At 62.5% G+C, this 25,047-nt stretch carries 23 protein-coding genes and 1 riboswitch; of the genes, 8 read left to right on the top strand and 15 right to left on the bottom strand.

The genetic code is table 11. From position 1 onward, the window contains the following. Positions 1-9: 9 nt before the first annotated feature. Positions 10-1,794 carry a sensor histidine kinase gene (locus EB233_RS02055; protein WP_027053839.1) on the bottom strand — a complete coding sequence of 595 codons (1,785 nt, stop codon included), beginning with the start codon at positions 1,792-1,794 and terminating at the stop codon, positions 10-12. A gap of 81 nt (positions 1,795-1,875) precedes the next feature. Beyond that, positions 1,876-2,577 (bottom strand): response regulator transcription factor, encoded by a 702-nt coding sequence (locus EB233_RS02050; protein ID WP_081294191.1) that lies wholly within the window; start codon positions 2,575-2,577, stop codon positions 1,876-1,878. A 342-nt stretch (positions 2,578-2,919) separates the two neighbouring features. On the opposite strand from EB233_RS02050, the gene EB233_RS02045 reads away from it, so the two are divergent. The 3 genes from EB233_RS02045 to EB233_RS02035 all read left to right on the top strand — a co-directional run bounded on the left by EB233_RS02045 (position 2,920) and on the right by EB233_RS02035 (position 5,785). Continuing rightward, positions 2,920-4,545 (top strand): phosphoenolpyruvate carboxykinase, encoded by a 1,626-nt coding sequence (locus EB233_RS02045; protein WP_027053841.1) that lies wholly within the window; start codon positions 2,920-2,922, stop codon positions 4,543-4,545. 97 nt (positions 4,546-4,642) lie between these two features. Then, complete coding sequence (gene arfB, locus EB233_RS02040) at positions 4,643-5,080, top strand: alternative ribosome rescue aminoacyl-tRNA hydrolase ArfB (RefSeq protein ID WP_027053842.1); 438 nt, start codon at positions 4,643-4,645, stop codon at positions 5,078-5,080. A gap of 87 nt (positions 5,081-5,167) precedes the next feature. Next, positions 5,168-5,785, top strand: coding sequence for an alpha-ketoglutarate-dependent dioxygenase AlkB family protein (locus EB233_RS02035; protein ID WP_064990281.1), 618 nt, complete (start codon positions 5,168-5,170; stop codon positions 5,783-5,785). 10 nt (positions 5,786-5,795) lie between these two features. On the opposite strand, the gene EB233_RS02030 is transcribed toward EB233_RS02035, so the two are convergent. The 8 genes from EB233_RS02030 to EB233_RS01995 all read right to left on the bottom strand — a co-directional run bounded on the left by EB233_RS02030 (position 5,796) and on the right by EB233_RS01995 (position 14,670). After that, the gene (locus tag EB233_RS02030) at positions 5,796-7,319 is read right to left on the bottom strand and encodes a hypothetical protein (RefSeq protein ID WP_155765370.1); all 1,524 of its coding nucleotides are present in this window, start codon (positions 7,317-7,319) and stop codon (positions 5,796-5,798) included. A gap of 449 nt (positions 7,320-7,768) precedes the next feature. Next, positions 7,769-9,238 carry a nucleotidyltransferase family protein gene (locus EB233_RS02025; protein ID WP_064990283.1) on the bottom strand — a complete coding sequence of 490 codons (1,470 nt, stop codon included), beginning with the start codon at positions 9,236-9,238 and terminating at the stop codon, positions 7,769-7,771. Then, positions 9,238-9,915: a glycosyltransferase family 2 protein gene (locus tag EB233_RS02020; RefSeq protein WP_064990284.1), complete on the bottom strand. Its 678-nt coding sequence runs from the start codon at positions 9,913-9,915 to the stop codon at positions 9,238-9,240. Before EB233_RS02020 ends, EB233_RS02025 begins: the two co-directional genes overlap by 1 nt. A 1-nt stretch (position 9,916) precedes the next feature. Beyond that, positions 9,917-10,669, bottom strand: a complete 753-nt coding sequence (locus tag EB233_RS02015; RefSeq protein WP_064990285.1) for a glycosyltransferase family 2 protein — start codon at positions 10,667-10,669, stop codon at positions 9,917-9,919. Then, complete coding sequence (locus EB233_RS02010) at positions 10,666-11,709, bottom strand: serine kinase (RefSeq protein ID WP_064990286.1); 1,044 nt, start codon at positions 11,707-11,709, stop codon at positions 10,666-10,668. Before EB233_RS02010 ends, EB233_RS02015 begins: the two co-directional genes overlap by 4 nt. Before the next feature lie 34 nt (positions 11,710-11,743). Beyond that, positions 11,744-12,172: a PqqD family peptide modification chaperone gene (locus EB233_RS02005; RefSeq protein WP_064990709.1), complete on the bottom strand. Its 429-nt coding sequence runs from the start codon at positions 12,170-12,172 to the stop codon at positions 11,744-11,746. 135 nt (positions 12,173-12,307) lie between these two features. Continuing rightward, positions 12,308-13,402, bottom strand: a complete 1,095-nt coding sequence (locus EB233_RS02000; protein ID WP_081294192.1) for an FAD-binding oxidoreductase — start codon at positions 13,400-13,402, stop codon at positions 12,308-12,310. A 20-nt stretch (positions 13,403-13,422) separates the two neighbouring features. Then, positions 13,423-14,670, bottom strand: a complete 1,248-nt coding sequence (locus EB233_RS01995; protein WP_027053851.1) for an aromatic ring-hydroxylating oxygenase subunit alpha — start codon at positions 14,668-14,670, stop codon at positions 13,423-13,425. 115 nt (positions 14,671-14,785) lie between these two features. Then, positions 14,786-14,987: riboswitch (cobalamin riboswitch) on the bottom strand. 495 nt (positions 14,988-15,482) lie between these two features. Between EB233_RS01995 and EB233_RS01990 the strand changes: the two genes are divergently transcribed. The 3 genes from EB233_RS01990 to EB233_RS01980 all read left to right on the top strand — a co-directional run bounded on the left by EB233_RS01990 (position 15,483) and on the right by EB233_RS01980 (position 16,262). Further along, positions 15,483-15,683 carry a DUF680 domain-containing protein gene (locus EB233_RS01990; RefSeq protein ID WP_064990288.1) on the top strand — a complete coding sequence of 67 codons (201 nt, stop codon included), beginning with the start codon at positions 15,483-15,485 and terminating at the stop codon, positions 15,681-15,683. Positions 15,684-15,754: 71 nt separating this feature from the next. Beyond that, positions 15,755-15,958: a DUF680 domain-containing protein gene (locus tag EB233_RS01985; protein WP_027053853.1), complete on the top strand. Its 204-nt coding sequence runs from the start codon at positions 15,755-15,757 to the stop codon at positions 15,956-15,958. Positions 15,959-16,025: 67 nt separating this feature from the next. Further along, the gene (locus EB233_RS01980) at positions 16,026-16,262 is read left to right on the top strand and encodes a DUF680 domain-containing protein (protein WP_027053854.1); all 237 of its coding nucleotides are present in this window, start codon (positions 16,026-16,028) and stop codon (positions 16,260-16,262) included. Positions 16,263-16,339: 77 nt separating this feature from the next. Here the strand turns inward: EB233_RS01980 and EB233_RS01975 are convergent, their stop codons facing one another. From EB233_RS01975 to EB233_RS01955, 5 genes are all read right to left on the bottom strand, one after another. Continuing rightward, complete coding sequence (locus tag EB233_RS01975) at positions 16,340-17,452, bottom strand: ABC transporter ATP-binding protein (RefSeq protein WP_027053855.1); 1,113 nt, start codon at positions 17,450-17,452, stop codon at positions 16,340-16,342. Between the two features lie 29 nt (positions 17,453-17,481). Continuing rightward, positions 17,482-19,146 carry a beta-galactosidase BglA gene (bglA, locus tag EB233_RS01970; RefSeq protein ID WP_064990289.1) on the bottom strand — a complete coding sequence of 555 codons (1,665 nt, stop codon included), beginning with the start codon at positions 19,144-19,146 and terminating at the stop codon, positions 17,482-17,484. Positions 19,147-19,150: 4 nt separating this feature from the next. Then, on the bottom strand, positions 19,151-20,305 hold the full coding sequence (locus EB233_RS01965; protein WP_027053857.1) for a carbohydrate ABC transporter permease: 1,155 nt from the start codon (positions 20,303-20,305) through the stop codon (positions 19,151-19,153). Between the two features lies 1 nt (position 20,306). Further along, a complete protein-coding gene (locus tag EB233_RS01960) occupies positions 20,307-21,320 on the bottom strand; it encodes a carbohydrate ABC transporter permease (RefSeq protein ID WP_027053858.1) in 1,014 nt (337 codons plus the stop codon). A 233-nt stretch (positions 21,321-21,553) separates the two neighbouring features. Then, positions 21,554-22,909: an ABC transporter substrate-binding protein gene (locus EB233_RS01955; protein ID WP_064990290.1), complete on the bottom strand. Its 1,356-nt coding sequence runs from the start codon at positions 22,907-22,909 to the stop codon at positions 21,554-21,556. A gap of 361 nt (positions 22,910-23,270) precedes the next feature. Between EB233_RS01955 and EB233_RS01950 the strand changes: the two genes are divergently transcribed. After that, positions 23,271-24,293 carry a substrate-binding domain-containing protein gene (locus tag EB233_RS01950; protein WP_064990291.1) on the top strand — a complete coding sequence of 341 codons (1,023 nt, stop codon included), beginning with the start codon at positions 23,271-23,273 and terminating at the stop codon, positions 24,291-24,293. Between the two features lie 108 nt (positions 24,294-24,401). Further along, positions 24,402-25,046, top strand: a complete 645-nt coding sequence (locus tag EB233_RS01945) for a hypothetical protein (RefSeq protein WP_155765371.1) — start codon at positions 24,402-24,404, stop codon at positions 25,044-25,046. Position 25,047: the final 1 nt, after the last annotated feature.

The raw sequence follows: 25,047 nt of genomic DNA, 5'->3' as shown, positions 1-25,047 counted from the left end.
GGGCCAAGGTCAGCCTTCGGCCGGCAGCGTCACGACGAAGCGCGCGCCCTTGATCTCGCCGGGCTTGGTGCCGGGAATGTTCTCGGCGGTCAGCGTGCCGCCATGGGCCTCGACGATCTGCCTGGAGATCGACAGGCCAAGGCCCGAATTCTGGCCGAACGCTTCGCCGGCGGGCCGGTCGGTGTAGAAGCGTTCGAAGATGCGGTCGATATTGTCGGCGCGGATGCCGGGACCATTGTCGTCGACGGTCAGGATGTTGAACTTGCCGGCGCGGGCCAGCGACAGGCTGATATGGCCATGGTCCTCGGGAACGAAGGAGCGCGCATTCTCGATCAGATTGGTGACGACCTGGCCGATGCGCAGATCGTGGCCGACGACGAAATAGCCTTTGACGCCTTGCGGCAGCTTGGCGACCTTGAGTTCGATCTCGACCGCCTTCTTGTTGCGCGTGGTTTCGCGCGACACGGCGACGAGGTCGGTGATGAACTTTTTTAGATCCACCGTGCCAGCGTCTTCGCGCGCGAGCTCGGCGTCGAGACGGGAGGCGTCGGAAATGTCGGTGATCAGCCGGTCCAGCCGCCGGACGTCATGCTGGATGATGTCCATCAGCCGGCTGCGCGAATTGTCATTCTTGGCCAGCGGCAAGGTTTCCACCGCGCTGCGCAGCGACGTCAGCGGGTTCTTCAACTCATGCGACACATCGGCGGCGAAGCTTTCGATCGCCTCGATGCGCGCGTAGAGCGCGTTGGTCATGTCGCGAACGGCGACCGACAGATTGCCGATCTCGTCCTGGCGGTCGGAAAAGTCAGGGATTTCCTCGCGGTTCTTGACACCGCGCCGGACCCGCACCGCCGCTGCCGACAGCCGGCGCAGCGGATTGGCGATGGTCGACGCCAGAAGCATCGACAGGATGGCGGTGACCAGCGCCGCGATGCCGAACACGCGCAGGATCGCCTTGCGCTCGGCGGCGACGATCTTGTCGATGTCACCGCCTTCGGTCGACAGCATCAGGACGCCGAGAACGGCGCGGAAGCGCTGGATCGGCACCGCCACCGAAACGATCTGCTCGCCCTGTTCAGAAACGCGCACGATGGTCGACGGGCTGCCGGTCAGCGCCTTCACCACTTCCGGAAAAGCCGCGCCATTGCCGCCGGGCTGCTCGTGATAGACAGGCAGGTCGGTGTTGCGAAAGAAATCGAAGACGAATTTCTGGATACGCTCTACAAGGTCGGGCTGCTCCTCGTCGACCGGCGGCAGGTCGTAGCGCAGGATCTGGCCGCGCGAATAGAGATGGCGCGAATCGAGCAGTAGATTGGCGTCACGGTCATAGATGCGGGCGCGCGTCCGGGTCGGCGAGATCAGCCGTCGCAGCACCGGCGCGACACGTTCGGGATTGATCGGGAAATCGAGATTGTCGAGCTGGTCGGAGCCAGGCCCAAGGCTTTCGCCGGCCTGCAGCTCGAGCAGTTTTTCAGGGTCGATGCTGATCGAATCGGTTTCGACCGTCGCGGACGCGGCGATCGCGCCGGCGATGATCTCGCCCTGCGTCATCAGGCTTTCGACGCGGGCATCGATCAGCCCGTCGCGGAAGGTGTTGAGATAGAGGATGCCGGTGACCAGGACGGCCAGACCGGCAAGGTTGAGGAACAGGATGCGCCGCGTCAGGCTGGAGAAGATGTGATGGCCGAGGAAGCGGCGCATCGGCACGGTGATCTTCGACACGAAGGACGGCATGATGCGCGACGGCCGCCTGGCAGCGCCCGCCGGTCTTGTTCGCTGTGCTTCCACTGCCATCGAATAGCAGGCCCTGCTTAGTCTTCTGTTCGATGCATGTCGCTATCCCATATGGGATCACTTTGGGCGACATGCATCAGCTTAGGCTTCGCGGAACCGGTATCCGACTCCGTAAAGGGTTTCGATCATCTCGAAGTCGTCGTCGACAGCCTTGAACTTCTTGCGCAGCCGCTTGATGTGGCTGTCGATCGTACGGTCATCGACATAGACCTGCTCATCATAGGCTGAATCCATCAGCGCATCACGGCTTTTCACGACACCGGGACGCTGCGCCAGCGAATGCAGGATCAGGAATTCGGTGACGGTGAGCGTCACCGGTTCGCCCTTCCACGTGCAGGTGTGGCGTTCCTGGTCCATGACGAGTTGTCCGCGCTCGAGCGAGCGCGCCTGCTGGGTGGGCGCCTTTGCCGCCGCCTCGCGGGCGCTGGCACGGCGCAGAACGGCGCGCACCCGCTCGACCAGCAAGCGTTGCGAGAACGGTTTGCGGATGAAATCGTCGGCGCCCATCTTGAGGCCGAACAATTCATCGATCTCATCGTCCTTGGAGGTCAGGAAGATCACCGGCAGATCGGACTTCTGACGCATCCGGCGCAAAAGTTCCATCCCGTCCATGCGCGGCATCTTGATGTCGAGGATGGCAAGATTCGGCGGACGCGCCGCCAGGCCTTCCAGCGCGGACGCACCATCCGTGTAGGTCTCGACGCGATATCCCTCGGATTCGAGGGCGATCGACACCGACGTCAGAATGTTGCGGTCGTCATCGACAAGCGCGATTGTTGCCATTTCAAGCGGCTCCCTCATGAGCTGTCCCTTCTTTCGTAGAGAAGGGGCTTTTGCAGGACAAATTAGGTACAAAATGTGGCATAGGCCTTGTCCGCTGTCACGCGCGGGGTGCCACAGGCCACAATCCTACCTCGACATGGATTGGACGAACGAACATCGCCAATCCTTTGGGCAACCGTGAAACTTTTCGCATATATAAACGATTTAAACAACTTTCAAAATATTTAAATCGATTAATGATTTGATATCATTCGTCTTTTCTGGTTCTGACCATCTCAGCCCGCGTAGTGGGCTTGCCGGGAACACGCCGGCAAAGATGCGGAAATCGAAGAAGGGACACCAATGTCGGAAGTCGGCAAACGCAATCCTGCCTGCGCGATCGATCATATCGGTCTGATAACCTCCGGCGTGGTGCACTACAATTTCGGCGCGGCCGCCCTTTACGAGGACTCGATCCGGCGTGGCGAGGCCCGGCTGACCGCGCATGGCGCGCTGGTCGCCGAAACCGGCCAGCACACCGGCCGTTCGCCCAAGGACAAGTTCGTTGTCCGCGAAGCCGCCACCGAGAACCATGTCTGGTGGGACAACAACAAGGCGATCTCGCCGGCCCAGTTCGAGACGCTGCTTGGCGATTTCCGCGCCCACGCCGCGCACAAGGATCTTTACGTACAGGATCTGGTCGGCGGCGCCGATGCGGAGCTGAAATTGCCGACCCGCGTGATCACCGAATTTGCCTGGCACTCGCTGTTCATCCGCAACCTGCTCATCCGTCCCGACAATGCCGAACTCCAGGCGTTCGTGCCGGAGATGACGATCATCGACCTGCCGTCCTTCCGCGCCGATCCCGCCCGCCACGGCAGCCGCACCGAAACGGTGATCGCCGTCGATCTCACCCGCAAGATCGTGCTCATCGGCGGCACCTCCTATGCCGGCGAGATGAAGAAGTCGGTGTTCACCATGCTCAATTACCTGCTGCCGCGGAAGGGCGTGATGCCGATGCATTGCTCGGCCAATGAGGGGCCGTCCGGCGACGCTGCCGTCTTCTTCGGCCTTTCCGGAACCGGCAAGACGACGCTGTCGGCCGATCCGTCGCGCACGCTGATCGGCGACGACGAACACGGTTGGGGGCCGCACGGCATCTTCAATTTCGAAGGCGGCTGCTACGCCAAGACGATCAAGCTGTCGGCCGAAGCCGAGCCGGAGATCTTCGCCACCACGCAGCGCTTCGGCACCGTGTTGGAAAATGTCGTCCTCGACGCCGACGGCGTGCCGGACTTCAATGATGGTCGCCTCACCGAAAACACGCGCTGCGCCTACCCGCTCGACTTCATTCCCAATGCTTCGAAGAGCGGGCGCGCCAATCATCCGAAAAACATCATCATGCTCACCGCCGACGCCTTCGGCGTGATGCCGCCGATCGCCCGGCTGACCCCGGCGCAGGCGATGTATCATTTCCTCTCCGGATACACGGCCAAGGTCGCCGGGACCGAAAAGGGCGTCACTGAACCCGAGGCGACGTTCTCGACCTGTTTCGGCGCCCCGTTCATGCCGCGTCATCCCAAGGAATACGGCAATCTACTGCGCGAACTCATCGCCAGCCATGGCGCCGATTGCTGGCTGGTCAACACCGGCTGGACCGGCGGCGCCTACGGCACCGGCAAGCGCATGCCGATCAAGGCGACGCGCGCTCTGCTTGCCGCCGCACTCGATGGCTCGCTGAAGACAGGCGAATTCCGCACCGATGCCAATTTCGGCTTCGAGGTGCCGGTGGCTGTGCCCGGCATCGACGGCGCCATTCTCGATCCGATGATTTTGGACCCCCGGGCGACGTGGGCGGACAAGGCCGCCTACGACCGGCAGGCGGCAAGACTGGTCGGCATGTTCGCCGTCAACTTCGAGAAATTCGAGCCGCATGTCGATGCAACCGTCATGGGCGCGGCACCCCGCATGCAGGAAGCGGCGGAGTAATCGCCGGATCGCTCGGCATCATTGCCGCGCGGCACCAGTTAAGGCCCGGTTCCGATCGGGCCTTTTCTTTTTCACGCCGCCGCGCCATGACTGCTGCATGCCGATCGACGACAGCATCATCATTGCGGACGAAGCCGTGATCCACCCGGGCGACCTGCACGAGGATTTCATCCGCTCGTCCGGTCCGGGCGGCCAGAACGTCAACAAGGTGGCGACCGCCGTGCAACTGCGCTTCGATGCGGCCAACGCGGCCGGCCTGTCGGAACGCGTGCGTGCGCGCACGATCAAGCTGGCCGGCCAGCGCGCCACCAAGGATGGCGTCATCGTCATCGAGGCCGGTCGCTTCCGCACCCAGGAACAGAACCGGGCCGATGCCCGGGCAAGGCTGACGGCGTTGGTCGCCAAGGCCGCCGAACCGCCGCCGCCGCCGCGCAAGAAGACCAGGCCTTCGAAAGGCGCGGTCGAGCGGCGCCTGAAGACCAAGGCCGGACGCGGCACCATCAAGAAGCTGCGCGGAAAAATCGGCGACGACTGATGCCTGCCACAGCGTTTTCGGGTCGCTGTCAGCGCTTTAACACGGCATTCTTGACGCCCGAAGCAGCAATTGGATTGTCGACAGACCATGCTCGTCCTGCCCAACGGCGTCCGCCACATGCCGGCCTATCTCTCCCGCTCTGTTCAGGAGGCGCTGGTCGAGGCGGTGAGAGGCATCGTCCAGCAGGCTCCGCTGTTCGTGCCGGCCATGCCGCGCACCGGCAAGGAGATGAGCGTGCGCATGACCAATTGCGGCCCGCTCGGCTGGGTCACCGACAAGGAGCGAGGGTATCGTTACCAGCCGATGCATCCGCTGACCGGAGAGCCGTGGCCGCCGATCCCTGGGGGCCTGCTCGATCTTTGGCAGCAGGTATCGGGCTATCCGTATCCGCCGGAGGCCTGCCTGATCAATTTCTACACGGCGGACGCCAAGATGGGTCTGCACCAGGATCGCGACGAAGCCGATTTTTCGGCGCCCGTCGTCTCCGTGTCGCTAGGCGACGATTGCCTGTTCAGGGTCGGCCAGACGACGCGCGAGGGCGCCACCAAATCGTTCAGGCTGAAGAGCGGCGATGTCGTCGTGCTCGGCGGTGAGGGCCGGCTCGCCTTCCACGGCGTCGACCGCATCTATCCCTCGACTTCGGCGTTGCTGAAGAACGGCGGCAGGATCAATCTGACGCTACGACGGGTGACGAAGCCGGTCTGACGCCCGACACTCACGGCAAGGCGCCAGCACCATTGCGTAGCAGCACCTTGACCGCATCGTCCTCGGCGATCTGGTGGTAGTCCTGCATGAAACGGACGATTTCCGACCTGCCAAAAAGCCTTGCCGTCCACAATGTGTCACCTTTCTGCACGACGATCAGCGATGGCTTGGCCGTCTCCAGTTCGGCGAGCTTGCCGTCGATGTAGCGGTTCGCGATCTGCGTATAGTGTTCGGCGCCCGCTTGGTTGCCGTTCCGCGCCTCCACCTGCGAAAAATAGGTGGCGAACGTCCCCAACCAGTCGCTGCAGTAGATCGAAATCCAGTTCCCGCCGACCATCCGTGTCAGCGGATGGCCCGCGGCAATGTCGGAGCCGATCAGCGCGACCGTGGGATGCTCCACCGTATCATTGATCGTGGCGACGAGCCCCGCATCAGGTTTCTGGCTTGGAAGGAAGGGGATTGCGTTAGCCACAATGGTGATGGCCAGCAACAGCTTGTGGGCGGTACCCATCGCCATGCCGGACGGGGACTGTCCCGTTGGATCGAGCTGTGTTTCCCGCAGCAACAGCGCCGCGGCCATCAGGCTGAGTGCTGGAAATGCGTGGTAAGGCCAGCCCTTGGCCTGGTAGACGAGCGGCACCGTGGCAGCCAGCGAGGCCAGCACGAACACGGTCACGAGCGGCGACAAGGCCAGGCCCGGGCGAAGAAAGCGCAGCATGTAGAGCGCGACTAGATAAGCCGGGCCGTACTTCAGCAGCACTGCCTGAAGAACCCGCAACCGCATGTAGGTGTCGGCCAGCACTGGATAAATGACCTCGAGAAATTGTGGATAGAAGTAGAGGACCGCGACGAGATACGCGATGCAGGCCAGCCCGATTACCCAGTATTCGATGGCGAAAAGCATCCAGACGGACCGGCGTTGCCATGCCACATAAAGCGCCGGGGCAAGGACCACCAGTGCGTAATAGGGCTTCACCAGCACCAGGACGCTGCCGCAAACACCAGCTAACACCGCCACCAGCAGGCTGGGCGCGCGCCCGCCCGTCGGCGCCGCACGCCAAGCCATCATCACGAGCAACGGCAAAAGCAGGGCAACGCCCAGATGTTCGCGCTCACTGAAGGCGTTACCGGGAAAGATCACCAGCAGCGCCAGGAATAACGGCAGCATCGAGAACAGTGCGCGTTTCTCGGGAAATCCCGCCATTCTGACGATCAGCGCCGCAAAGCCCAGCCCAAGCAGACATATTGCATAGACATAGACATGGATTACGACCTCTGGCGACAGGCCTAGCGTGTCGGCGAATGCTACTGCGGGCAAGAACATCCAGGGTGTGAAGGGCGGATTGACCTCGAAGAGATCAACGTAAAGGCGCATGCCGGCGAGCATTCGCTCGCACATCGTGATTGCCCAACTGGTATCGGGGATCACGCCCCAGCGCACTTGCCACGGCAGGGCCGCTGCCAGTACCAGCAGGCACAGAACCATGATCCGACGCTGCTGTTCGCGTCCGGCGAGACCGACTGTGCCGGACAAGCGGTTATGCTGGAAAGCTGTCACCGTGGATTACCCCACGCGCCTGTTTTTCCAATTCGGCGGGCCATCATCGGGAGGCCACCGACAAAGCGGATTTCGAGTTGAGGATGAAGTTCGAGACCGGCACTCGCACCGGCGCCAGGGGCGCTCGCCCGGCAGTGCTCGTGTCGATCAAGTGCTGCCCCCGAAACCAGCTGGAACTCATCTAGAAAACTAGTCGGGATTGCCTAAAGTGCAGTTAATCGCGCAGGCTGTTGTCTGCACGGTTCAGCGGATGTTCTGGGCACCCCGCATCTGCCCGTCTCGTAAACACTGCGACAGGCCAAGCGATGCTCGAACACCCGAGTGTTTCTCAAGCGGGATGGCGATGCATATCCCCGGCCATTTTTCCCGAGCCGGATTTCTCTGGACGCCTGCTAGCGGATCGGCCTTCGTGTGGGCCTTGGTTCTCAGCGCAACGGTGAAAAAATTGCCGAGACCAGATGAAAGGGCAATGCGCCATAGGCCGCCACTGTCGCATCATCGTCCCATTGCCGGAATTGCCGGGAGGGTCGCGCCTCCAGCATCACGGCGCGCCTTTCGCCATCAAGCGTCACCTTGCCGCGAAAATGCAGCACCCGCTCCCCGCCGGACCGGCTGATGGCCATGGCGCGCAGGCGAGCGATATGGTCGTCATCCGCATTTATCTCCATCTCGATGCGGCGGCGGACCGGTGGAACGCTGATCCTGACCGTGATGTCCAGCATCATGTCCCCCACCGTCCGCGGACAGGGTATGGCCTGCGAGAACACCGATGGCGGCGCCGTTTCCGACGGCCCGTCGCGGGCTGGCCTGCCGCGCCAGGCCTTGGCTGGAGGCTCCTGATGCAGCCGGCCGCTCTTGCGCCTCAGCCGCAACTGTTTGGCAAGGCCGCGCGACAGCCAGACAAGCCTACCGAAATCGGTCCGCGGCTTGGCCTGCAGCACCGCCGACCAGCGCGACAGGCCGCCGCGGTCGGCGATGCCAAGCACGCGCGCCAGGACCCTGTCCTGTGTCTGGACGGCTGTTTCAAGCGCCAGATAGGAGAGTGCTACCGCCGCGGCGACGGCAAGGCCGCGCCTGGCGACAACATCGAGGAACACATCCCAGTCGACATCGCCGCCGCGAATAGCCACCGCGCAATCGACCAGCCAGTCGCTATGCGTGTGGGCGTCGAGCCCGCCATGCGCGATGGCAAGCGCGATGCGGTCGGCCGGCGACGGCACGAGCACGCCGACGCCGCTGAATTCGGCGCTGTCGGCCCGTTGCCAGATGGCCAAATCGTCTTCCTCGCTTCGTTGCGAGCCGTCATAGGCGAGTTGGTGCAGGTCGATGTCGCCAAGATTGCCCTTGAAGAAGTTCATCGAGCGCAGCGACGCCAGCCTTGTTCTCAGATATTGCGGGCTGACGCCGGTAGCGATCTGCCAGTCGCCGTCGCGCAGCACGTCGAAGGCCGTCTGCATGTCCTGCGGCCGCACCAATATGTCGATGTCGTGCGCCACCCTGCCGCGCTGTGCGGAGGCGTTCAAGGCGATGCGGCTGGCACCCTTGATCAGCATCACCCGGCATCCGGCATCCGCCATCGCCTTCAGCGCCGGTTCGGCTTCCCGCATAGCCATGCGCGATTTGGTCCATAGCATCTTCTGCAGGCCGACGAGGCGGGGATAGGCGGAATGGCCGGCGAGCTTGCGGCCGAACCTGTCGGAGATCGCGGCCAGCAGCCGGTGCTCCCGAAACGAGACATGATCGATATCGTTCTCGTCCAGCCAGCGGCCGGCGCAAGCGGCGGCGGCATCCTCGTCGGGAAGAAGTGCTGCCTTGAGCAACTGGTCGAGTCCGCCGGTCGGCCACGACCAGCCATAGTCCGGGAAGCGTCGGTCGATACGGCGGATATCAGCCATCAGCCCGGGCCAGCCTTGTTACGGGCCCGCCGCAACATGGCGAGCCGCGCCACTTCGAGATAGCCACGGTCGCGAGCGGCATCGCGCCCATAGGACAGGCTGCCCGGCCGGATGCGGCGCAGCGCCAGCGCCTCGTCCAGCATGTCGAGGGCAAGGCCCGCCTCGCGTGCCCGGGCGATCCAGTCGATCATTTCGCCGCGGCCGCCCGGAGGATCGACGATTGGTCCGACCGTCTCGGCGACCTCGCGGCGGATCATCATGGTGGTCCGCGACCAGCCAGCCACGGTCTCGGCCTCGGGCGCGTCGGGCCGGTCGTTGCGGAAATTCCGCCAGTGACAGAAGACCCCGGCTGTCGCGGGATATTTCTCGAGATGCGCCAGTTGTCTCTCGATCTTGTCCGGCAGCCAGAGGTCGTCCGCGTCGAGCGTCGCGATGAGCGGCGTCGACAGGGCGGCGAAGCCTCGCGTCGTTGCGCTGCCAGGCCCGGCATTTGCCTGGCGCAGCAAGCGCACCGGCAAGTCCGTTCCGCCAGTCGCCGAACCAAGATCGTCGGTCGAACCATCGTCGACAACGATTACCAGTGCCGGGCGAACCGTCTGGGCGGCGACGGATCGCAGCGTCTCGCCGATCGTGCCGCTGGCGTTGAAGGCCGGAATGACGACGCCGTAGTTCCGCATGCTACAGGAAGCGCCAATTGGCGAGTTCTTTGACATCGAAGATGCCTTCGATCCCGCACAGTGAAGGGTCGGCCTTGCGCCGTTTCATCGATTTGTGGATGGCCCGCATGAATTCTCGAAGCGATGTGTCGGTCTGCTTGGTCATGTTGCCGGGGTGACGTCTATAGTACAGCGCCACGGTATCCGGCATGACGAATCTGGGGCCGCTTTCAAAGGTGCGCAGCAGGTAGTCGGTATCTTCGGCCTGGCTGAAAGCCTCGTCGAAGCCGCCGATCCGTTCGACGAGCTTGCGCGAGAAGATCGCCGCCGACAGATGAATTCCCCGCACGCTCATGAAATTGCTGCCAGGCTCGGGTTCCAGCCTATCGTCGTCGATCCCGTCGACGAGCATCATCAGGGAATAGGTAAGTTCAAGATTGGGGTCGGCATGAAAGCAGGCGATATCGGCCCTGAATCGTCCGGCGGGCGAGACATCGTCCGAATCGAGGAACGACACGAGCTCCGTTTCCGGCTTGAGCAGCTTGAGACCGGCATTGCGGGTTCGGGTCACGCCCATGTTTTCCTGCCGGAACAGGCGGATGCAGGGGTTCTTGGCCATCATCGAGCGCACGGCCTCCACCGACCCGTCGGTCGAGCCGTCATCGATGACGATGATATCGAGATCGGCGGCATCGCGCTGCCGCACCAGCGAGCGCAAGGCCGCAACCACATAGCGTTCGCGGTTGTAGACAGGCATGATCACGCTCAACTTCACGGGACGCCTCGCGTCAGAAAATCCGCAATAGTGCCGGCAATCTCCTCGGGATGCGTTCCCAGGGACAAACGGTAGCTTGGCAGCAGGCGGGTTAGATCGCCGAAGAAGCGGAAACCGCTTTCACGTTCCCCCGGCATCTGCATGATGCCCGACGGTGCCAGTGCTATCATGGCGTCTCGACGCGACACTGGCATGATCGAACTCGTCTCGCCGCCGCCGATATGTGGCACCACCAGCGCAACGATGTCCAGCGCTGCCGGCACCGGCCGGGCCGCGATGTCGGCAATGTGAAACGTGTGCTTGCCCTGCCAGTTCAAGGGCCTCTCGGTCCCCAGCCGCTGCCTCAAGCCCAGCCGCTCGAAACCTTGCGGATCCTGCTTAAGCGTTGAAAACAGCGGCCGCGCGGTCACGCCGGCGGCGAGATCGATCAGCACGTAGTCATCGCCGACGCTGTCGAGCCCATTGAGCAGGCCGGCGGCGACCGTACCGGATTTGCCGGCGCCGCCCGCGCCGGCCAACAGCACGCCCTTGCCATCGGCGCCGAGCGTGCCGGCATGGGTCAGCCGCATGCCGCGCGCCGCATATTCCCAGTGCAGGAAGGCCCGTAGCGGCGCTGTCGGCTCCCAGGGCGGAAAAGCATCGGCCGTGGCCATCAGCTGCACGCCGACGCGGCGTTGCGGATCGTAGACCTGCCAGAAATCCAGATCGTGAAAATAATGGCCACGCAGCCCGGTCTCGGCGAGCCGTTCGGCAAAACCGTATTCGGTGAAATGCGCGTCGCCCCACCGTGCCGGCTCGGGAATGCCGTCAATGCCAGGGTGAACCGTGAAGACGCGGCATGCCGACGGTTCCGTCTGGTCATTTTCGGCTTCCACAAAGGCGTGGCCGAGCGCCTCCGCAAGCGCACCGGGACCGACATGCGCTGTCAATTCCAGCCGGGGCAGGCGGACCGTTCGCGTGGCCGGATAGTGCGTGGCTTCAGTGGCGGTGACGAGATACCGGGCGTAGTCCGGCAAGGTTTCGAGCGTGACGCGCGGCATCCTGCGCCCCTCTATCTCAAACGCGGCCGGCTCGTCAGGACGCCTGTTTGACCGCCGGCCAGCCGAGGGGTTCCTCGACCTCATGGATGGGATCCACGATGATCAGGTCGGCGAGGTCGTCGTGAATGCTCACGGTAAGTGGTTCGCTGGTTGCGGCAAGCTCGGCAGGCAACTCGCCCGGCAGCGGTTGCGCCGCAGCTTCCGAACGCACCAGCAACTCCAGTTCGAGCAATTGCGATATGAAATCGCCGAGCTCAGCAGCGTCTATTGTCGAGCCGCCGGCGGCCAGCCCGATCAGGGCCTGGGCGTCGACCCCGGACGAGAGTGCCTGCCACACCCTGCTGCCGGAATCGGAGAAGCCGAAATATTTGCCATTGGCAAGGTTGAGCACCACGGCCTCGCCATCGAAGGATTCGAAGACGATATCCCTGCTCGCAACCGCATAGGCGTCGCAATCACGCATCATTGTTGCCCCGCTTCGCGATCCCGCCCCTACCCGGGATCGCGTCCACTGACAACGCCTGTAAACGCTCGGTTCTTCGTTGGCAAGGTAACCGATGCCGTCGAGACGCCGGTCATCGATCAGGGTCTGAGCGGATTACGCCTCGATTTCGAGCGCCGACAGTGGCTTCGAGCAGCAGGCGAGGATGAAGCCGTCGTCGATCTCGTGATCGAGGATACCGCCATTGTGGCTCATCTCGACGGCGCCGGAGACTTTCTTCACCTTGCAGGTTCCGCATAGGCCGAATTCGCAGGCCGCCGGTATCCGCACGCCCGAGGCGCGCGCCGTCTGCAGCACGGTCTGGCCGGCGACGCATTCGGCGTCGACATCCGAAAGCGCGAAGCGGATCGCTGTCGCGGCTTCGACGGGAACAGTCACGCTGTCCGGCGCGGCGAACGGCGCCGGGACTTCCTCCACCGCGGGTGCGGCAAAGCTCTCCTGGTGGTATTTCGTCATGTCGAAGCCGGCGGCTTCCAGCATGCCGCGCACGGCGCGCATGAAGGGGTCCGGACCACAGCAGAAGATCTCGCGTTCGCGGAAATCGGGCGCCAGCAGCGGCAGCCGGATGGCATCGATCCGACCCATATGGCCGTACCAGCCCTCGCGGCTTGACCGTTCCTCGATCATGAAGCCGAGCGACAGGCCAGGCATATGGCCGCCGAGCAGTTCGAGCTCCTTGCGGAAGATGATCTCTTCGGCGCGCCGCGCGCAGTTGACGAAACCGACATCGGTCCATGGCGCGCAGTCGTTCAGCCAGCGCAGCATCGACATCATCGGCGTCACGCCGGAGCCGGCCGAGATGAACAGATATTTGGCCGCCGGGTGGCTGTGCAGCGAAAAGTCACCGCTCGGCCCGTAAGCCTTGACATGCGAGCCGGGCACCAGATGATCGAACATCCAGCGCGTGCCGATGCTGCCGGCCTGCGCCTTGACCGTCACCGCGATCGAAAATGGCCGCGATGGCGAGGACGAAAGCGTATAGGTGCGCATCAGCGGCCCATCGGATGTCGGCAGTTCCAGCGTCACGAACTGGCCCGGCTTGTAGCGGAACCAGGTCTGGTTGTCGGAGCGGAAGGTGAAGGTCCTGACGTCAGGCGCTTCGTCGCTGACGCCGATCACTTCCAGCACCTGCAGCCTGTCGTTCCAGGGCGCCATCTGGTCGAGATGGCGATAGAGGCCAAGATCCGTCATCGCATTCATCCCTCAACCTCTCAGGCCACACTGCGCAGGGCCGGCCGGCCATCGTCGGCAAGTCGCGGGCCGATGAAGCGGGCGTACCAGTCGACGAACTGGATCACACCGCCCTCATGCAACTCCGAATAGGGGCCGGGCTCATAGGCAGGCGACAGAATGCCGAAGGCATTTTCCTCGACGATGCGGCGGTCCTGGTCGTTGGTCTCGGTCCAGACATGGGTGAGTTCGGCAAGATCGTAGTCGACGCCTTCGACCGCATCCTTGTGGACCAGCCATTTCGTCGTCACCGCCGTTTCGGTGGCGCTGATCGGGAGTACGCGGAAGGTTACGGCATGGTCGATCAGGATATGGTTCCAGGTTGTCGGGTAGTGATAGTGCATCAACGTACCGATGCGGTCGGCGGAGACCGTGTCGGAGAGGTTCTTCTTCACCGCCCGCTTGCCGGTCATCGTGTAGCTGACCGCGTCACGCAGCAGCGGCGCGCGGGTGGCGCGGTATTGACCGGCGGGGTCGATGCGGAATTTGCTCGGCAAGCCGTCGGCCTCGCATTTGGCCCAGTGCGCCAGCATTTCCGGATCGCTGTCGGCGCCCTGCACGCCGGTCACCGTCGGAGCTTCCGGGAAGGTCTTGCACAGTTCCGGGTGATTGCCGGCGCAATGATAGCACTCGCGGTTGTTTTCCCAGACCAGCTTCCAGTTGCCCTTTTCGACGATCGTGCTCTCGAAAGCGATTTTTGCTTCATTCAAGCGGTGCGGCTTGAGATAGGGTTCGATCATCGCCCGCATCGGTGCGAAGTCGGCGGGCTCCTTGGCCAGGCAGATGAAGATATAGCCGGCCACGCTTTCGCAGGCGACCGGCTTCAGGCCGAACTGGCTCTTGTCGAACCCATCGGCCATCTGGCGGGCAAACAGCAGTTTTCCGTCAAGCTCATAGGTCCACTGGTGATAGGGGCAGACCAGTTTGGCGGCCATTCCCTTGTCGGTGTTGCAGACGCGGCTGCCGCGATGGCGGCACGAATTGTGGAAAGCGTTGATCTTGCCCTGCTGGTCGCGCACCAGCACGACCGGATAGTCGCCGATCTGCACGGTGATGAAGCTGCCGGGCTTCGGCAGTTCGCAATCATGGCCGATGAACAGCCAGTCGCGGTACCAGATCAGCTCCATGTCGAGCTTGAAGAAATCGGGATCCGTGTAGAAGGGCTGTTCAAGCGAGAATCCGTCCCTGCGGCCGCTCAAGAGCCTCAGCATGTCGTTGCGCGTATCCATGTCCTGTCCTCGTGTCTAAGGACTGACTATGGTGGTGATTGAGGAAGGATCGGGCGCGGGGCGGCAAAAGCCGGGCGTGCGCCATCCACCTCTTGACCGCCCACCGCGATCAGTCGAGTTCAAAAAATCGCGGGCTGGTTTCCGGGCTCTGGAGTTGTCCTTGCGGACGATCGCGACACCTTCCCAGGCTTTCGCCCAGTGGTCTCCCGTTGCGACTTGAACTCCACCACCGTTGCGGGGGCAGCGCCGGATTCTGACCGGCTTCCCAATTCTCCGCTCCATCGTCACGAAGCGGCACCTGAGATGACTTGATCTAATCACGACAGCGTTTGCGACATCGGCATGAAAGCGACATCGCATCCATGTGGCGCGACACGCATGCGCCCATGATCCGATCAAGAGGGCGGTCGCGAAAATCGTCTTGCTGCCGGCGGTGCCGGCTATCGAAGTCGCCCCCGGAACGGGAGCAAAACGGTTAACGGTTTCGAAAAGTGACTATTAGCAGATTCTAAAATCGAACCGAACGGTTCGTTTCTGTTGACGGTGCGTGCAGGACGGTGTGAACGCTGAGCTTCGGATACAGTTGGTGATCGCGCTGCTGCTTTTGCCTAAAAGTTTGATATCAAAAACAAAAACATCTGCGTTGGAAGGTCTTGGTACAATTTCAAGTGGTGGATTCTTGGTCCACACGGAACAACTTCGTGATTGGAAACGGCAGGCTGGCTCTCCCACATCGGGGCGGTCCGAACGACGCGATTTTTAATCCCAAGACACGCCGCTAGACGGACGGAAAAAATACTGGAGTACCCAAAATGAAAAAGATTGTTCTCACTGCCGCCGCCCTTCTGGCCATTTCCGGCAGCGCCTTCGCTGGTAGCGACCACTATGGTTCGAATGCCCCCGCAGCCACTGCTGCTGTCGACAGCTCGTACACCGCTTCGACCAAGAAGTCGGAACCAGCTGCCCAGACGCCTGCCACGGGTGCCGACCACAACCTCTTCGGCAACAACTAATTGCCGATCTCCAGCAGGCGGCGGGCTTGGCTCGCTGCCCTGGCGAACTCGAAGAATTCAGGAGACTTGAAATGAAAAAGATCATGCTTGCTGCCGCCGCCGTTCTGGCTATCTCCGGCAGCGCTTTCGCCGGTAGCGACAACTACGGCTCCAATGGCGCCAACCAGCCCGCTGCTACTTCGACCGACGGCTCGTACACGGCTTCGATCAAGAAGTCGGAGCCGGCTGTCCAGGCCCCTGCTCAGGGTGCCGACCGCAATCTCTTCGGCCGCTAACAGCCGATTCCGGGAGCTGCTGCTTGCGCCGTTGCTCCCGTGACACTCAAAATTCAGGAGACTTGAAATGAAGAAGATCATCCTTGCTGCCGCCGCCGTTCTGGCCATCTCCGGCAGCGCTTTCGCCGGCAGTGACAATTACGGCTCCAATGGCGCCAACCAGCCTGCCGCGACTTCGGTTGACAATTCGCGCACGGCTTCGATCCGTGAAAGCGGCTCGCCCGTCTACAAGCTGCTCAATTCGTCGGGCGACGTACAGAAGTCGGCACCCCAGGGCGCCGACCGGAACCTCTTCGGCCGCTAACAGCCAAAGTCGATTCTAAAAAAGAGCGGCGGGCATTGCCCGCCGCTCTTTTTTGCGTTGTCGACGCGACGCGCGCTTTAAGCCGCCTTTGCTTCCGCTTCATGCAGCGCGAAGGACCGCCCGTCGGTGTCGAAGATATGCAGGTCCTCGGCATTGGCGCTCAGCCGCAATGTCGAGCCGCGCTTGACCTCGACATTGCCTGGCAGCTTGGTCACCAGCGGCAGGTCGGCGCGACCGATGTCGACATAGACCAGCTGAACCTCGCCGAGCTGCTCGACATAGTCGACCGTTCCCTCGAACAGGTAATCCGCACCGGTGGCGACCATCAGGTCCTCCGGCCGCACGCCGAAACTTACCGCCGCACCCTTGGACGAGGCCGGCGTCGCAATCGGCACCGTTGCCTTCCGTCCCCCGACATGGCTGACGACGGTAGGGTTGCCGGTCTTGTCGATCGTCGCCGGCAGGATATTCATGGCTGGCGAGCCGATGAACTGGGCGACGAACAGATTGCCGGGCTTCTTGTAGAGATCCATCGGCGTGCCGACCTGCTCGATATGACCGTCCTTGAGCACGACGATGCGGTCGGCCAGTGTCATCGCCTCGACCTGGTCGTGGGTGACGTAGATCATCGTCGTGTTGGGCATCGATTCCTTCAGCTTGGCGATCTCGATACGCGTGGCGACGCGCAGTGCGGCATCGAGGTTCGACAGCGGCTCGTCGAACAGGAACACTTTCGGATTGCGCACGATGGCGCGGCCGATAGCGACGCGCTGGCGCTGGCCGCCCGACATCGCCTTGGGTAGCCGGTCGAGATACTTGGTCAATTGCAGGATTTCCGCGGCCTGCCGCACCCGCCTGTCGATCTCGGCCTTGCTTTCCTTGCCGATCTTCATCGAGAACGCCATGTTGTCGTAGACGGTCATGTGCGGATAGAGCGCATAGGACTGGAACACCATGGCGATGCCGCGCTTCGATGGCGGCACGTCATTCACCACCTCGCCGTCGATCTTGAGCTCGCCGGACGTGATTTCCTCGAGCCCGGCGATGGAGCGCAACAAAGTCGACTTGCCGCAGCCCGACGGACCGACGAAGACGATGAACTCGCCGGATTTGATATCGAGGTCGATGCCATGGAGAATGTTGAGATTGCCGTAGGACTTCTTCACTTGTCTCAGATTGACATCGGCCATTGGTTTCCTCCTCCAGTGAGTTCCAAAAATCAGTCTATGCGTCCGAACCAGGCACCATAACCGCCGAGGTCCACCGAACCGGTGCTCGCTTGCCCGGAAAACCCGTGTCCGGGCAAAGGTTGTAGCGATCCGCGGCCAAGGTCAACCTTGGCCGGCTTGGCGCCCAGATTGAAGGCGCAGACGATCTGTTCGTTACCGGCGCGGCGCGTGAACGCGACGGTGTCCCCCTCGCTTTCGATGAAGGTGATGTCGCCCTTGGCCAGCGCCGGATGGGCGCGGCGGAAGGTGAGGAAGCGCCGGTAGTGCTCGAGCAGCGAAGCCTGGTCGCCCTGCTGGACGTTGACTGCCTGCGACAGATGCTTGGCCGGCACCGGTAGCCATGGCTTTGCCTGGGAGAAGCCGCCATTCCTGGCGCTGCCATCCCACACCATCGGCGTGCGGCAACCGTCGCGGCCCTTGAATTCCGGCCAGAAGCGGATGCCGTAGGGATCCTGCAAATCCTCGAAACGCAAGTCGGCTTCGCCCAGGCCGAGTTCCTCGCCCTGGTAGATGCAGACCGAGCCGCGCAGCGACATTAGCAGCGCCGAGATCATCTTGAGATAGGCGACCGGATCGGCTTCGCCGGCGGCCCAGCGCGAGGCCGGGCGCATCACGTCATGGTTGGAAAAAGCCCAGCACGACCAGCCATCGCTGGCGACCCTGCCGAAGGCTTCGAGCACCGAACGGACCTTGGCCGCGCTGATCTTTTCCGGCGCCAGGAAGTCGAAGGAATAGCACATGTGCACGCGCTTGCCGCCGGCTGTATAGGCTGCCACCACTTCCAGCCCGCGCTGGGAATCGCCGACCTCGCCGACAGCGGCGGTCGCCGGATATTCGTCGAGCAAGGCGCGGAAGCGTTCGAGGAAGCCGAGGTTTTCCGGCCGGCTCTTGTCGTAGAGATGGTCCTGGTAGTTGTAGGGATTGACCGCCGGTGCGGTCTGGTCGTTGCGCTCTTCCGGCGCCAGCGGCGGATTGTTTTCCAGGCCCTGGCTGTGGAAGTAGAAATTGATCGTGTCGAGGCGGAAGCCGTCGACGCCCCGTTCCAGCCAGAAGCGGGTGACGTCGAGCAGCGCGTCCTGGACGTCGCGGTTGTGGAAGTTGAGGTCGGGCTGCTCGGCGAGGAAATTGTGCAGGTAATATTGCTGGCGGCTGGTGTCCCACTGCCAGGCCGAACCGCCGAAGATGGACAGCCAGTTGTTGGGCGGCGTGCCGTCAGGCCTGGCGTCCGCCCAGACGTACCAGTCCGCCTTCGGATTGGCGCGGCTCGACCGGCTTTCCTTGAACCAGGGATGGCTGTCGGCGGTGTGCGATAGCACTTCGTCGATCATCACCTTGAGACCCAGCCGATGCGCCTCCGCCGTCAGCTCGTCGAAATCAGCCAGCGTGCCGAACATCGGATCGACGTCGCAATAGTCCGAGACGTCGTAGCCGAAATCCTTCATCGGCGACTTGAAGAAGGGCGAGATCCAGATGGCGTCGGCGCCGAGTGCGGCGATATAGGGCAGCCGCCCGATAATGCCCTTGAGGTCGCCGATGCCGTCGCCGTTCGAATCCTGGTAGCTGCGCGGATAGATCTGGTAGATGACAGCGCCTCGCCACCAGTCGCGATCGATGGCGAGGTCGGGGTTCGAACTGGCTTTCAAAGCGGATTGCATGGTCTCAGCCTCCTTTCACCGAACCGGCAAGCAGCCCGCGGACGAAATAGCGTTGTAGCGAGAAGAAGACGATCAGCGGCACGATGATGGTGATGAAGGCCGATGTCGTCAGAATCTCCCAGTTGCCGCCGCGAGAGCCGAGCAGGGCGTTGAGCTTGGCGGTCAACACGATCTGGTCGGGTGCCGTACCAAGGAAAACCATCGCAACCAGGAGATCGTTCCATACCCACAGGAATTGAAAGATGGCGAAAGAGGCCAGCACCGGGAAGGACAGCGGCAGCACGATCTTGACGAAGATCTCGAAGTCGCTGGCGCCGTCGATGCGCGCCGATTCCATGATCTCGCGCGGCAGGCCGGCAATATAGCTCCTCAGCAGATAAATGGCGAAAGGCAGGCCGAAGCCGGTATGCGCCAGCCAGATGCCTAGATAGGTCTTCGACGGCACGCCGAAGAACGTACCGACGCCATTATAGAGCTTGAGCAGCGGGATCAGCGACATCTGCAGCGGCACCACCAGCAGACCGATAATGACTGCGATCAGCAGCGCCCGGCCGGGAAACCGCATCCAGGCCAGCGCATAAGCGGCAAAGGCCGCGATCAGGATCGGAATGACCGTCGCCGGGATGGTGACGGTTAGCGAGTTCATGAACGAGCGGCCGATGCCTTCCGAAAACAGCACGGTATCGTAGTTGTCGGTGGTGAATTTCGGCGGTGCCGACGAGGCATAGTAGACGCGCTGGCCGCGATCGCCTTCGAATGCCTTGGGCGAGGCCATGACGAAACTGCCGTCGGCGTTGACCTGCAGGGTCACGCCGTCACCGAGGTCGGCCGCCGTGCCGGCCGGGTATTGCGTTGGCGCCGCTGCCTTGACGCCGAAGGCGCTGATGTTGCGCTTGGCGCCATCGCCGAAGATGTTGCCTTCGAGAACGTACTTGCCGTCCTTCTGGGTTTGCGCGGAGGCGGGCGGCAGCCGCCCGGCCTCGGTCTGGCTGGAACTGGCGAACGAATTCCACCAGCCCGAGGCGACGATCTGGTCCTTGTCGCGCAGTGACGAGACCAGGATGCCGAGCGTCGGAATGGTCCAGATGGCAACGAAGACCAGCACCGCTATGTGAACGCCGAAGCGGCTGGCGAATGAATTTCCGGTCGCGACGGCCATCTCAGTGCCCTCCCGTCTCTTTGTTCGCCTGGCGGATATTCCAGACCATGATCGGGATGACCGCGACCATGATGATGATGGCGATCGTGGCGCCGCGGCCGAAATCGCCGCCGCCGCGGAACATCCAGTCGAACATCAGATTGGCCAGCACCTGGCTGTTCCACTGGCCGTTGGTCATGGTCAGCACGATGTCGAACACCTTCAGCACCAGAATGGTGATCGTGGTCCAAACCACCGCGATGGTACCCCAGATCTGCGGCACCATGATCTTCCAGAAGATCTGGAACGGATTGGCGCCGTCGATGACCGCCGCCTCCAGCGTCTCTTCCGGAATGCCGCGCAGCGCGGAGGACAGGATGACCATGGCAAAGCCGGTCTGGATCCAGATCAGGATGATCATCAGGAAGAAGTTGTTCCAGAACGGCAGCGAGATCCACACCTGTGGTTGGCCGCCGAAATGCTGGATGATGGCGTTGAGCAAGCCGATCTGTACCTGGCCCTCGCCGCGATATTCGTAGATGAACTTCCAGATCACACTGGCGCCGACGAAGGAGATGGCGAGCGGCAGGAAGATCAGGCTCTTGGCAATCGTGCCCCACCATATCTTGTCCGTCAGCACGGCAATGATGAGGCCGAGGAAGGTACAGGCCGCCGGCACCACCGCCAGCCACAGCAAATTGTTCAGGATCGCGTTTCGTAGGTCCTGATCGCGCAGAGCCCACTCGTAATTGGCGAACCCGACGAAACTGGTGCCGCCGCGGTCGAGGAAGGAGAGCCACAGTGTCGCGATCACGGGGTAGATCAGATAGATGGTCAGAATGATCAGCGCCGGGCCGACGAACAGCCATGGTCGCACCAGGCCTTGTCGGCGCAGATTGTTGACGGCAGCCGTGCCGGAAACCCCGCGTGAGGGAAAGGTCAGGTCGAGAAGTTTGTTGGCGCCCCAAAAATAGGCGACACAGCCGCCGACGCCGATGATGATGACGAATATAGCCGAGAAGATCTGAGCCGCCATGGGTCCCTCTCCCTGCGCATGACCAGCCGGGCAGATGCCGGCGGTCGGGTGCACCGACTTGTGAGTTGTTCGGAACAATCGAAACGCGAAGGCGTCCGGCATATGCCGCCGGTCGGACCCGGGCCGTGGCCCGGATCCAGTAGGAGGATCAGGAAGGTCGAGCGCAATTCCAGGGCAGGTTTGTCACTGTTTCCGTCCTGAATTGCGTAGAGACAAAGCTCGCCCCTCGCGGCCTACTTGATGGCGTCCCAGCTCTTCTGGATGTCGGCGGCGACGTCCTGGACGGATTTGCCGCCGACCAGATCGATCATGCCGGTCCAGAACGAGCCGGCGCCAACCTTGCCGGGCATCAAGTCGGAACCGTCGAAGCGCACTGTTGTCGCTCCGACCAGGATCTCGCCCTGCTTCTTCAGCGCGTCGCTGCCATAGGCGTCCTTGTTGGCACCCTTGAAAGGCGTGACGAAGCTCTTCTGCGCCATCCACAATTCATGCGCGAGCGGCATTTCGAGGAACTTGATGAATTCGCGCGAAGCCTTGGAATCCTTGGTGATCATCACCAGCGTTCCGGCGACTTCCAGCGGCGTGCCGAGTTCCGGCTTGGAGGCATAGGGCGGGTAGGGGAAGAAGTCCGCATCCTGGCCAAGCTTCACGCCGTCCGGGAAGAAGGAGGGGATGAACGATGCCTGATGGTGCATGTAACACTTCGGCGGCACGGTAAAGAGACCCTTCGGGCTGTCGCGGAAGTCGGTCGCGGCCACTGCCTTGGCGCCGCCATCCACCATCTTGTCGTCGGTGGCCATCTTGCCGAAGATGTCTATGGCATTGACCACCGCCGGATCGGTGAACGGGATCTCGTTCTTGACCCACTTATCGTAAACTTCAGGCGGCTGCGTCCTGAGCATGATGTCCTCGACCCAGTCGGTCGCCGGCCAGCCGGTGGCGCCGCCGGAGCCGAGCCCGATGCACCAGGGCTTGCCGCCATCGGCGATGATCTTCTTCTCAAGCTCGGCCAGTTCCTCCTGCGTCTTCGGGACATTGTAGCCGGCTTCCTTGAAATTGTCGGGCGAGTACCAGACCAGCCCCTTCACGTCGATCTTGTAGGGAAAGGCGTAGAAGGCTGATTTCCCGTCCTTGCCGGTATAGGTGCCGAGTTTGGCCCATGAGTCGCCCGCGGCGTAGTTTTCCTTGATCCATGCGGCGACGTCGTCGCCCAGCGGGGTCAGCACGCCCTTGGAGGCGAGGTCCTGGATCAGGCCCGGCTGCGGCAGGACGGCGATGTTCGGCGGGCTGCCGGCCTGGGTGTCGATGACGATCTGCTGCTCGTAATTTTCGGACGAGGAATATTTGACCTCCGCCCCGGTCGCCTCGGAGAAATAATCGAGCACCGAACGCACAAGCGTCTCGTCCTCGCCGCGCCATGGCCCGAAGATGGTCAGCGTCTCGCCCTTGAGGTCGACTTTCTTGAGGTCGTCGTAGTTAGCCCAGTGAAACTTCGAATCCTCGCCCGGCTTGAACTTCAGTTCGGCTTGCGCCGGCAGGCTAAGAGCGAGTGCGCCAAACGCGACACCCAGCAAAAGCACTTTCCTCATCGCTATTCCTCCCAGTGGTCACTAACAGTTCGGACGAAACCTCCATCTCGTCCGCCGGCGCCCGTGGAACTGTGACTCAGTCGCGAACGAACCGCAACCTTTCGAAGAGTCTTCCAAAGCGCTTTGGCTATTTTGATCTCGCCATTGAATCGCGGCGGAGTCAAGAGGGATAACGAGCTAATCGATTTAATCGAGCATGTTCAGGCAGTGGAAAGTGCGCTGCAGCATGGTTTTTTGGCGATGCAACAGCAATTTCTGTTTCAAACTCGGCCTCGTCACGCGTATGGTCTCATCATGTGGTCGCGCTGCTTGCAGCGCTTGGGTCGATTCAATTTAAAAGCGCTTTGAGGATGGAGGCCTAGTGAACCTCAAACAGCTCGCGCATATGCTGGCGCTTTCGCAGACCACGGTGAGCCGTGCGCTGAACGGCTATCCGGAGGTCAACGAGGAGACGCGCAGGCGCGTCATGGACGCCGCCAAGCGCCATGGCTATCGCCCCAATCCCAGTGCGCGGCGGCTGGCGACCGGCAAGTCCGGCATGATCGGCTATGTCCTGCCGACCGGTGCGGCCGTCGACATCGACCCGCATTTCGTCGAATTCCTGTCCGGACTTGGCGACTATGCGCGCGGCCACGAGCTTGACCTCGTGCTGTCGCCGGCCGATGCCGACGACCAGGAGACGACCTACCGGCGCATCGTCGCCAACCGGCAGGTCGATGCCGTCTACATCTCTTCGCCAAGGCCGCAGGACAGCCGGGTGGCGCTGGTCAGCACGCTCGGCATTCCCTTCCTCGTCCACGGCCGCAGCGAAGGCTTCGATTTCGACTATCCCTATCTCGACATCGACAATGAAGGTGCCTTCCACGAAGCGGCGCGGCTGCTGGTCCAGCTCGGCCACCGGCGGCTGGCGCTGATCAACGGCGATGATCGCGAGACCTTCGCCATCCATCGCGAGCGCGGCGTGCGCCGGGCGCTCGCGGCGAGCGGGCTATCGCTGGGCGAGCGCCATGTCTGCTCCGTGGTCATGACCGAGGAAAATGGCTATCGCGCCACAAGGCGACTGCTCGAGGCTGGTGACGCGCCGACGGCGATCGCCTGCTCCAGCCTGATCATGGCGCTCGGCGTCGTGCGCGCCGTGCGCGACCTCGGCCTGACCATTCCCGGCGACGTGTCGCTGATCGCCCATGACGACGTCTTTCCCTGGCTCAAGCCGGAGAATTTTTCGGTGCCGCTGTCGACGACGCGCTCCTCCATTCGCCTTGCCGGCGCGCGCGTCGCCGAGCGGCTGGCGGCTCGGATATCCGGGCTGGAAGAGGGCGCGCGCGGCGAGCTCTGGCCGGTCGATCTGGTGGTCCGGGGCTCGGTGGCGGGAGCGCCGGCCTAAGGCAACACGCAATCACGGTGTACGATGGTTTCGGTCTGAAGGAGGCCATCTCGGTCAAGCCGGGTGCCTGTTAACGCCGCATTAGCCCGCTTATCCCAACATGGGCAGATGAACGGCGATCAGCCCAGCGCGGTCTTCGGCCGACGCGGACGCGAAAGTCGCGCCCCGGTCGCCCCAGTTTACCGGGCCGCAAGGCCGGCGCGCGCCATCGGAATAATCGCGTGTCTGGTCGGCTTGACGGGCCTTCTGCTGGCCGTCGCCGGTGCAATCTTCTGGACGTTGCCAGGGATCGGAAGGGCAGATGCGGAAGCCGCGCGGGCCGAGCAGAAAGTCGTCGAAATCGTCAACCAGCCGGTTACCCATCTGCCCCGCTCTGGGTCATTCTCGGTGTTTTCTCCCGGCTGGTTTCATCCAGGCGCCACAAAACCGGACTTCAACAATGTCGACGTCCGCGCCACACAGGAACTCACCTATGAGGGGTACGTCACTTCAGACTTGAACCCCACCGAAATGTTCATCGGACGCGAACTCGAATTCAACGCGATGACCAAATATTTCTATACCGACCGAACCTTGCCCAAAAGGCGGTTGTCCGCCACGGAAATGGCCGAGATCAATGGCCTCTATCGGGTCATCGGCCGCGACGGGCAGGCGGTACTGATGCGATGGCTTGTGATAATCGGGTTGGTGGTGGCTGGGCTCTGTCTCGCATCCACGTTGCTTCTGCAAATCCGCCGGCCCCCACCAACCTGAG

The sequence above is a fragment of the Mesorhizobium erdmanii genome (genome assembly GCF_013170725.1).
GTDB lineage: Bacteria > Pseudomonadota > Alphaproteobacteria > Rhizobiales > Rhizobiaceae > Mesorhizobium > Mesorhizobium erdmanii.
Note: the sequence above shows the minus strand (reverse complement) of the source record. Positions and strands in the feature narration are given on the sequence as shown.

What these genes read in the sequence shown, in the direction of transcription:
- EB233_RS01990 (WP_064990288.1), top strand. Translation starts at nt 15,483, where the DNA reads ATGAAAAAGATTGTTCTCACTGCCGCCGCCCTTCTGGCCATTTCCGGC.
- EB233_RS02035 (WP_064990281.1), top strand. Translation starts at nt 5,168, where the DNA reads ATGCTCGTCCTGCCCAACGGCGTCCGCCACATGCCGGCCTATCTCTCC.
- EB233_RS02045 (WP_027053841.1), top strand. Translation starts at nt 2,920, where the DNA reads ATGTCGGAAGTCGGCAAACGCAATCCTGCCTGCGCGATCGATCATATC.
- EB233_RS02005 (WP_064990709.1), bottom strand. Translation starts at nt 12,172, where the DNA reads ATGCGTGATTGCGACGCCTATGCGGTTGCGAGCAGGGATATCGTCTTC.
- EB233_RS02025 (WP_064990283.1), bottom strand. Translation starts at nt 9,238, where the DNA reads ATGGCTGATATCCGCCGTATCGACCGACGCTTCCCGGACTATGGCTGG.
- EB233_RS01985 (WP_027053853.1), top strand. Translation starts at nt 15,755, where the DNA reads ATGAAAAAGATCATGCTTGCTGCCGCCGCCGTTCTGGCTATCTCCGGC.
- EB233_RS02020 (WP_064990284.1), bottom strand. Translation starts at nt 9,915, where the DNA reads ATGCGGAACTACGGCGTCGTCATTCCGGCCTTCAACGCCAGCGGCACG.
- bglA (WP_064990289.1), bottom strand. Translation starts at nt 19,146, where the DNA reads ATGCAATCCGCTTTGAAAGCCAGTTCGAACCCCGACCTCGCCATCGAT.
- EB233_RS01965 (WP_027053857.1), bottom strand. Translation starts at nt 20,305, where the DNA reads ATGGCCGTCGCGACCGGAAATTCATTCGCCAGCCGCTTCGGCGTTCAC.
- EB233_RS01960 (WP_027053858.1), bottom strand. Translation starts at nt 21,320, where the DNA reads ATGGCGGCTCAGATCTTCTCGGCTATATTCGTCATCATCATCGGCGTC.
- arfB (WP_027053842.1), top strand. Translation starts at nt 4,643, where the DNA reads ATGCCGATCGACGACAGCATCATCATTGCGGACGAAGCCGTGATCCAC.
- EB233_RS01955 (WP_064990290.1), bottom strand. Translation starts at nt 22,909, where the DNA reads ATGAGGAAAGTGCTTTTGCTGGGTGTCGCGTTTGGCGCACTCGCTCTT.
- EB233_RS02000 (WP_081294192.1), bottom strand. Translation starts at nt 13,402, where the DNA reads ATGACGGATCTTGGCCTCTATCGCCATCTCGACCAGATGGCGCCCTGG.
- EB233_RS01980 (WP_027053854.1), top strand. Translation starts at nt 16,026, where the DNA reads ATGAAGAAGATCATCCTTGCTGCCGCCGCCGTTCTGGCCATCTCCGGC.
- EB233_RS02050 (WP_081294191.1), bottom strand. Translation starts at nt 2,577, where the DNA reads ATGGCAACAATCGCGCTTGTCGATGACGACCGCAACATTCTGACGTCG.
- EB233_RS02010 (WP_064990286.1), bottom strand. Translation starts at nt 11,709, where the DNA reads ATGCCGCGCGTCACGCTCGAAACCTTGCCGGACTACGCCCGGTATCTC.
- EB233_RS01945 (WP_155765371.1), top strand. Translation starts at nt 24,402, where the DNA reads ATGAACGGCGATCAGCCCAGCGCGGTCTTCGGCCGACGCGGACGCGAA.
- EB233_RS02055 (WP_027053839.1), bottom strand. Translation starts at nt 1,794, where the DNA reads ATGGCAGTGGAAGCACAGCGAACAAGACCGGCGGGCGCTGCCAGGCGG.
- EB233_RS01975 (WP_027053855.1), bottom strand. Translation starts at nt 17,452, where the DNA reads ATGGCCGATGTCAATCTGAGACAAGTGAAGAAGTCCTACGGCAATCTC.
- EB233_RS01995 (WP_027053851.1), bottom strand. Translation starts at nt 14,670, where the DNA reads ATGGATACGCGCAACGACATGCTGAGGCTCTTGAGCGGCCGCAGGGAC.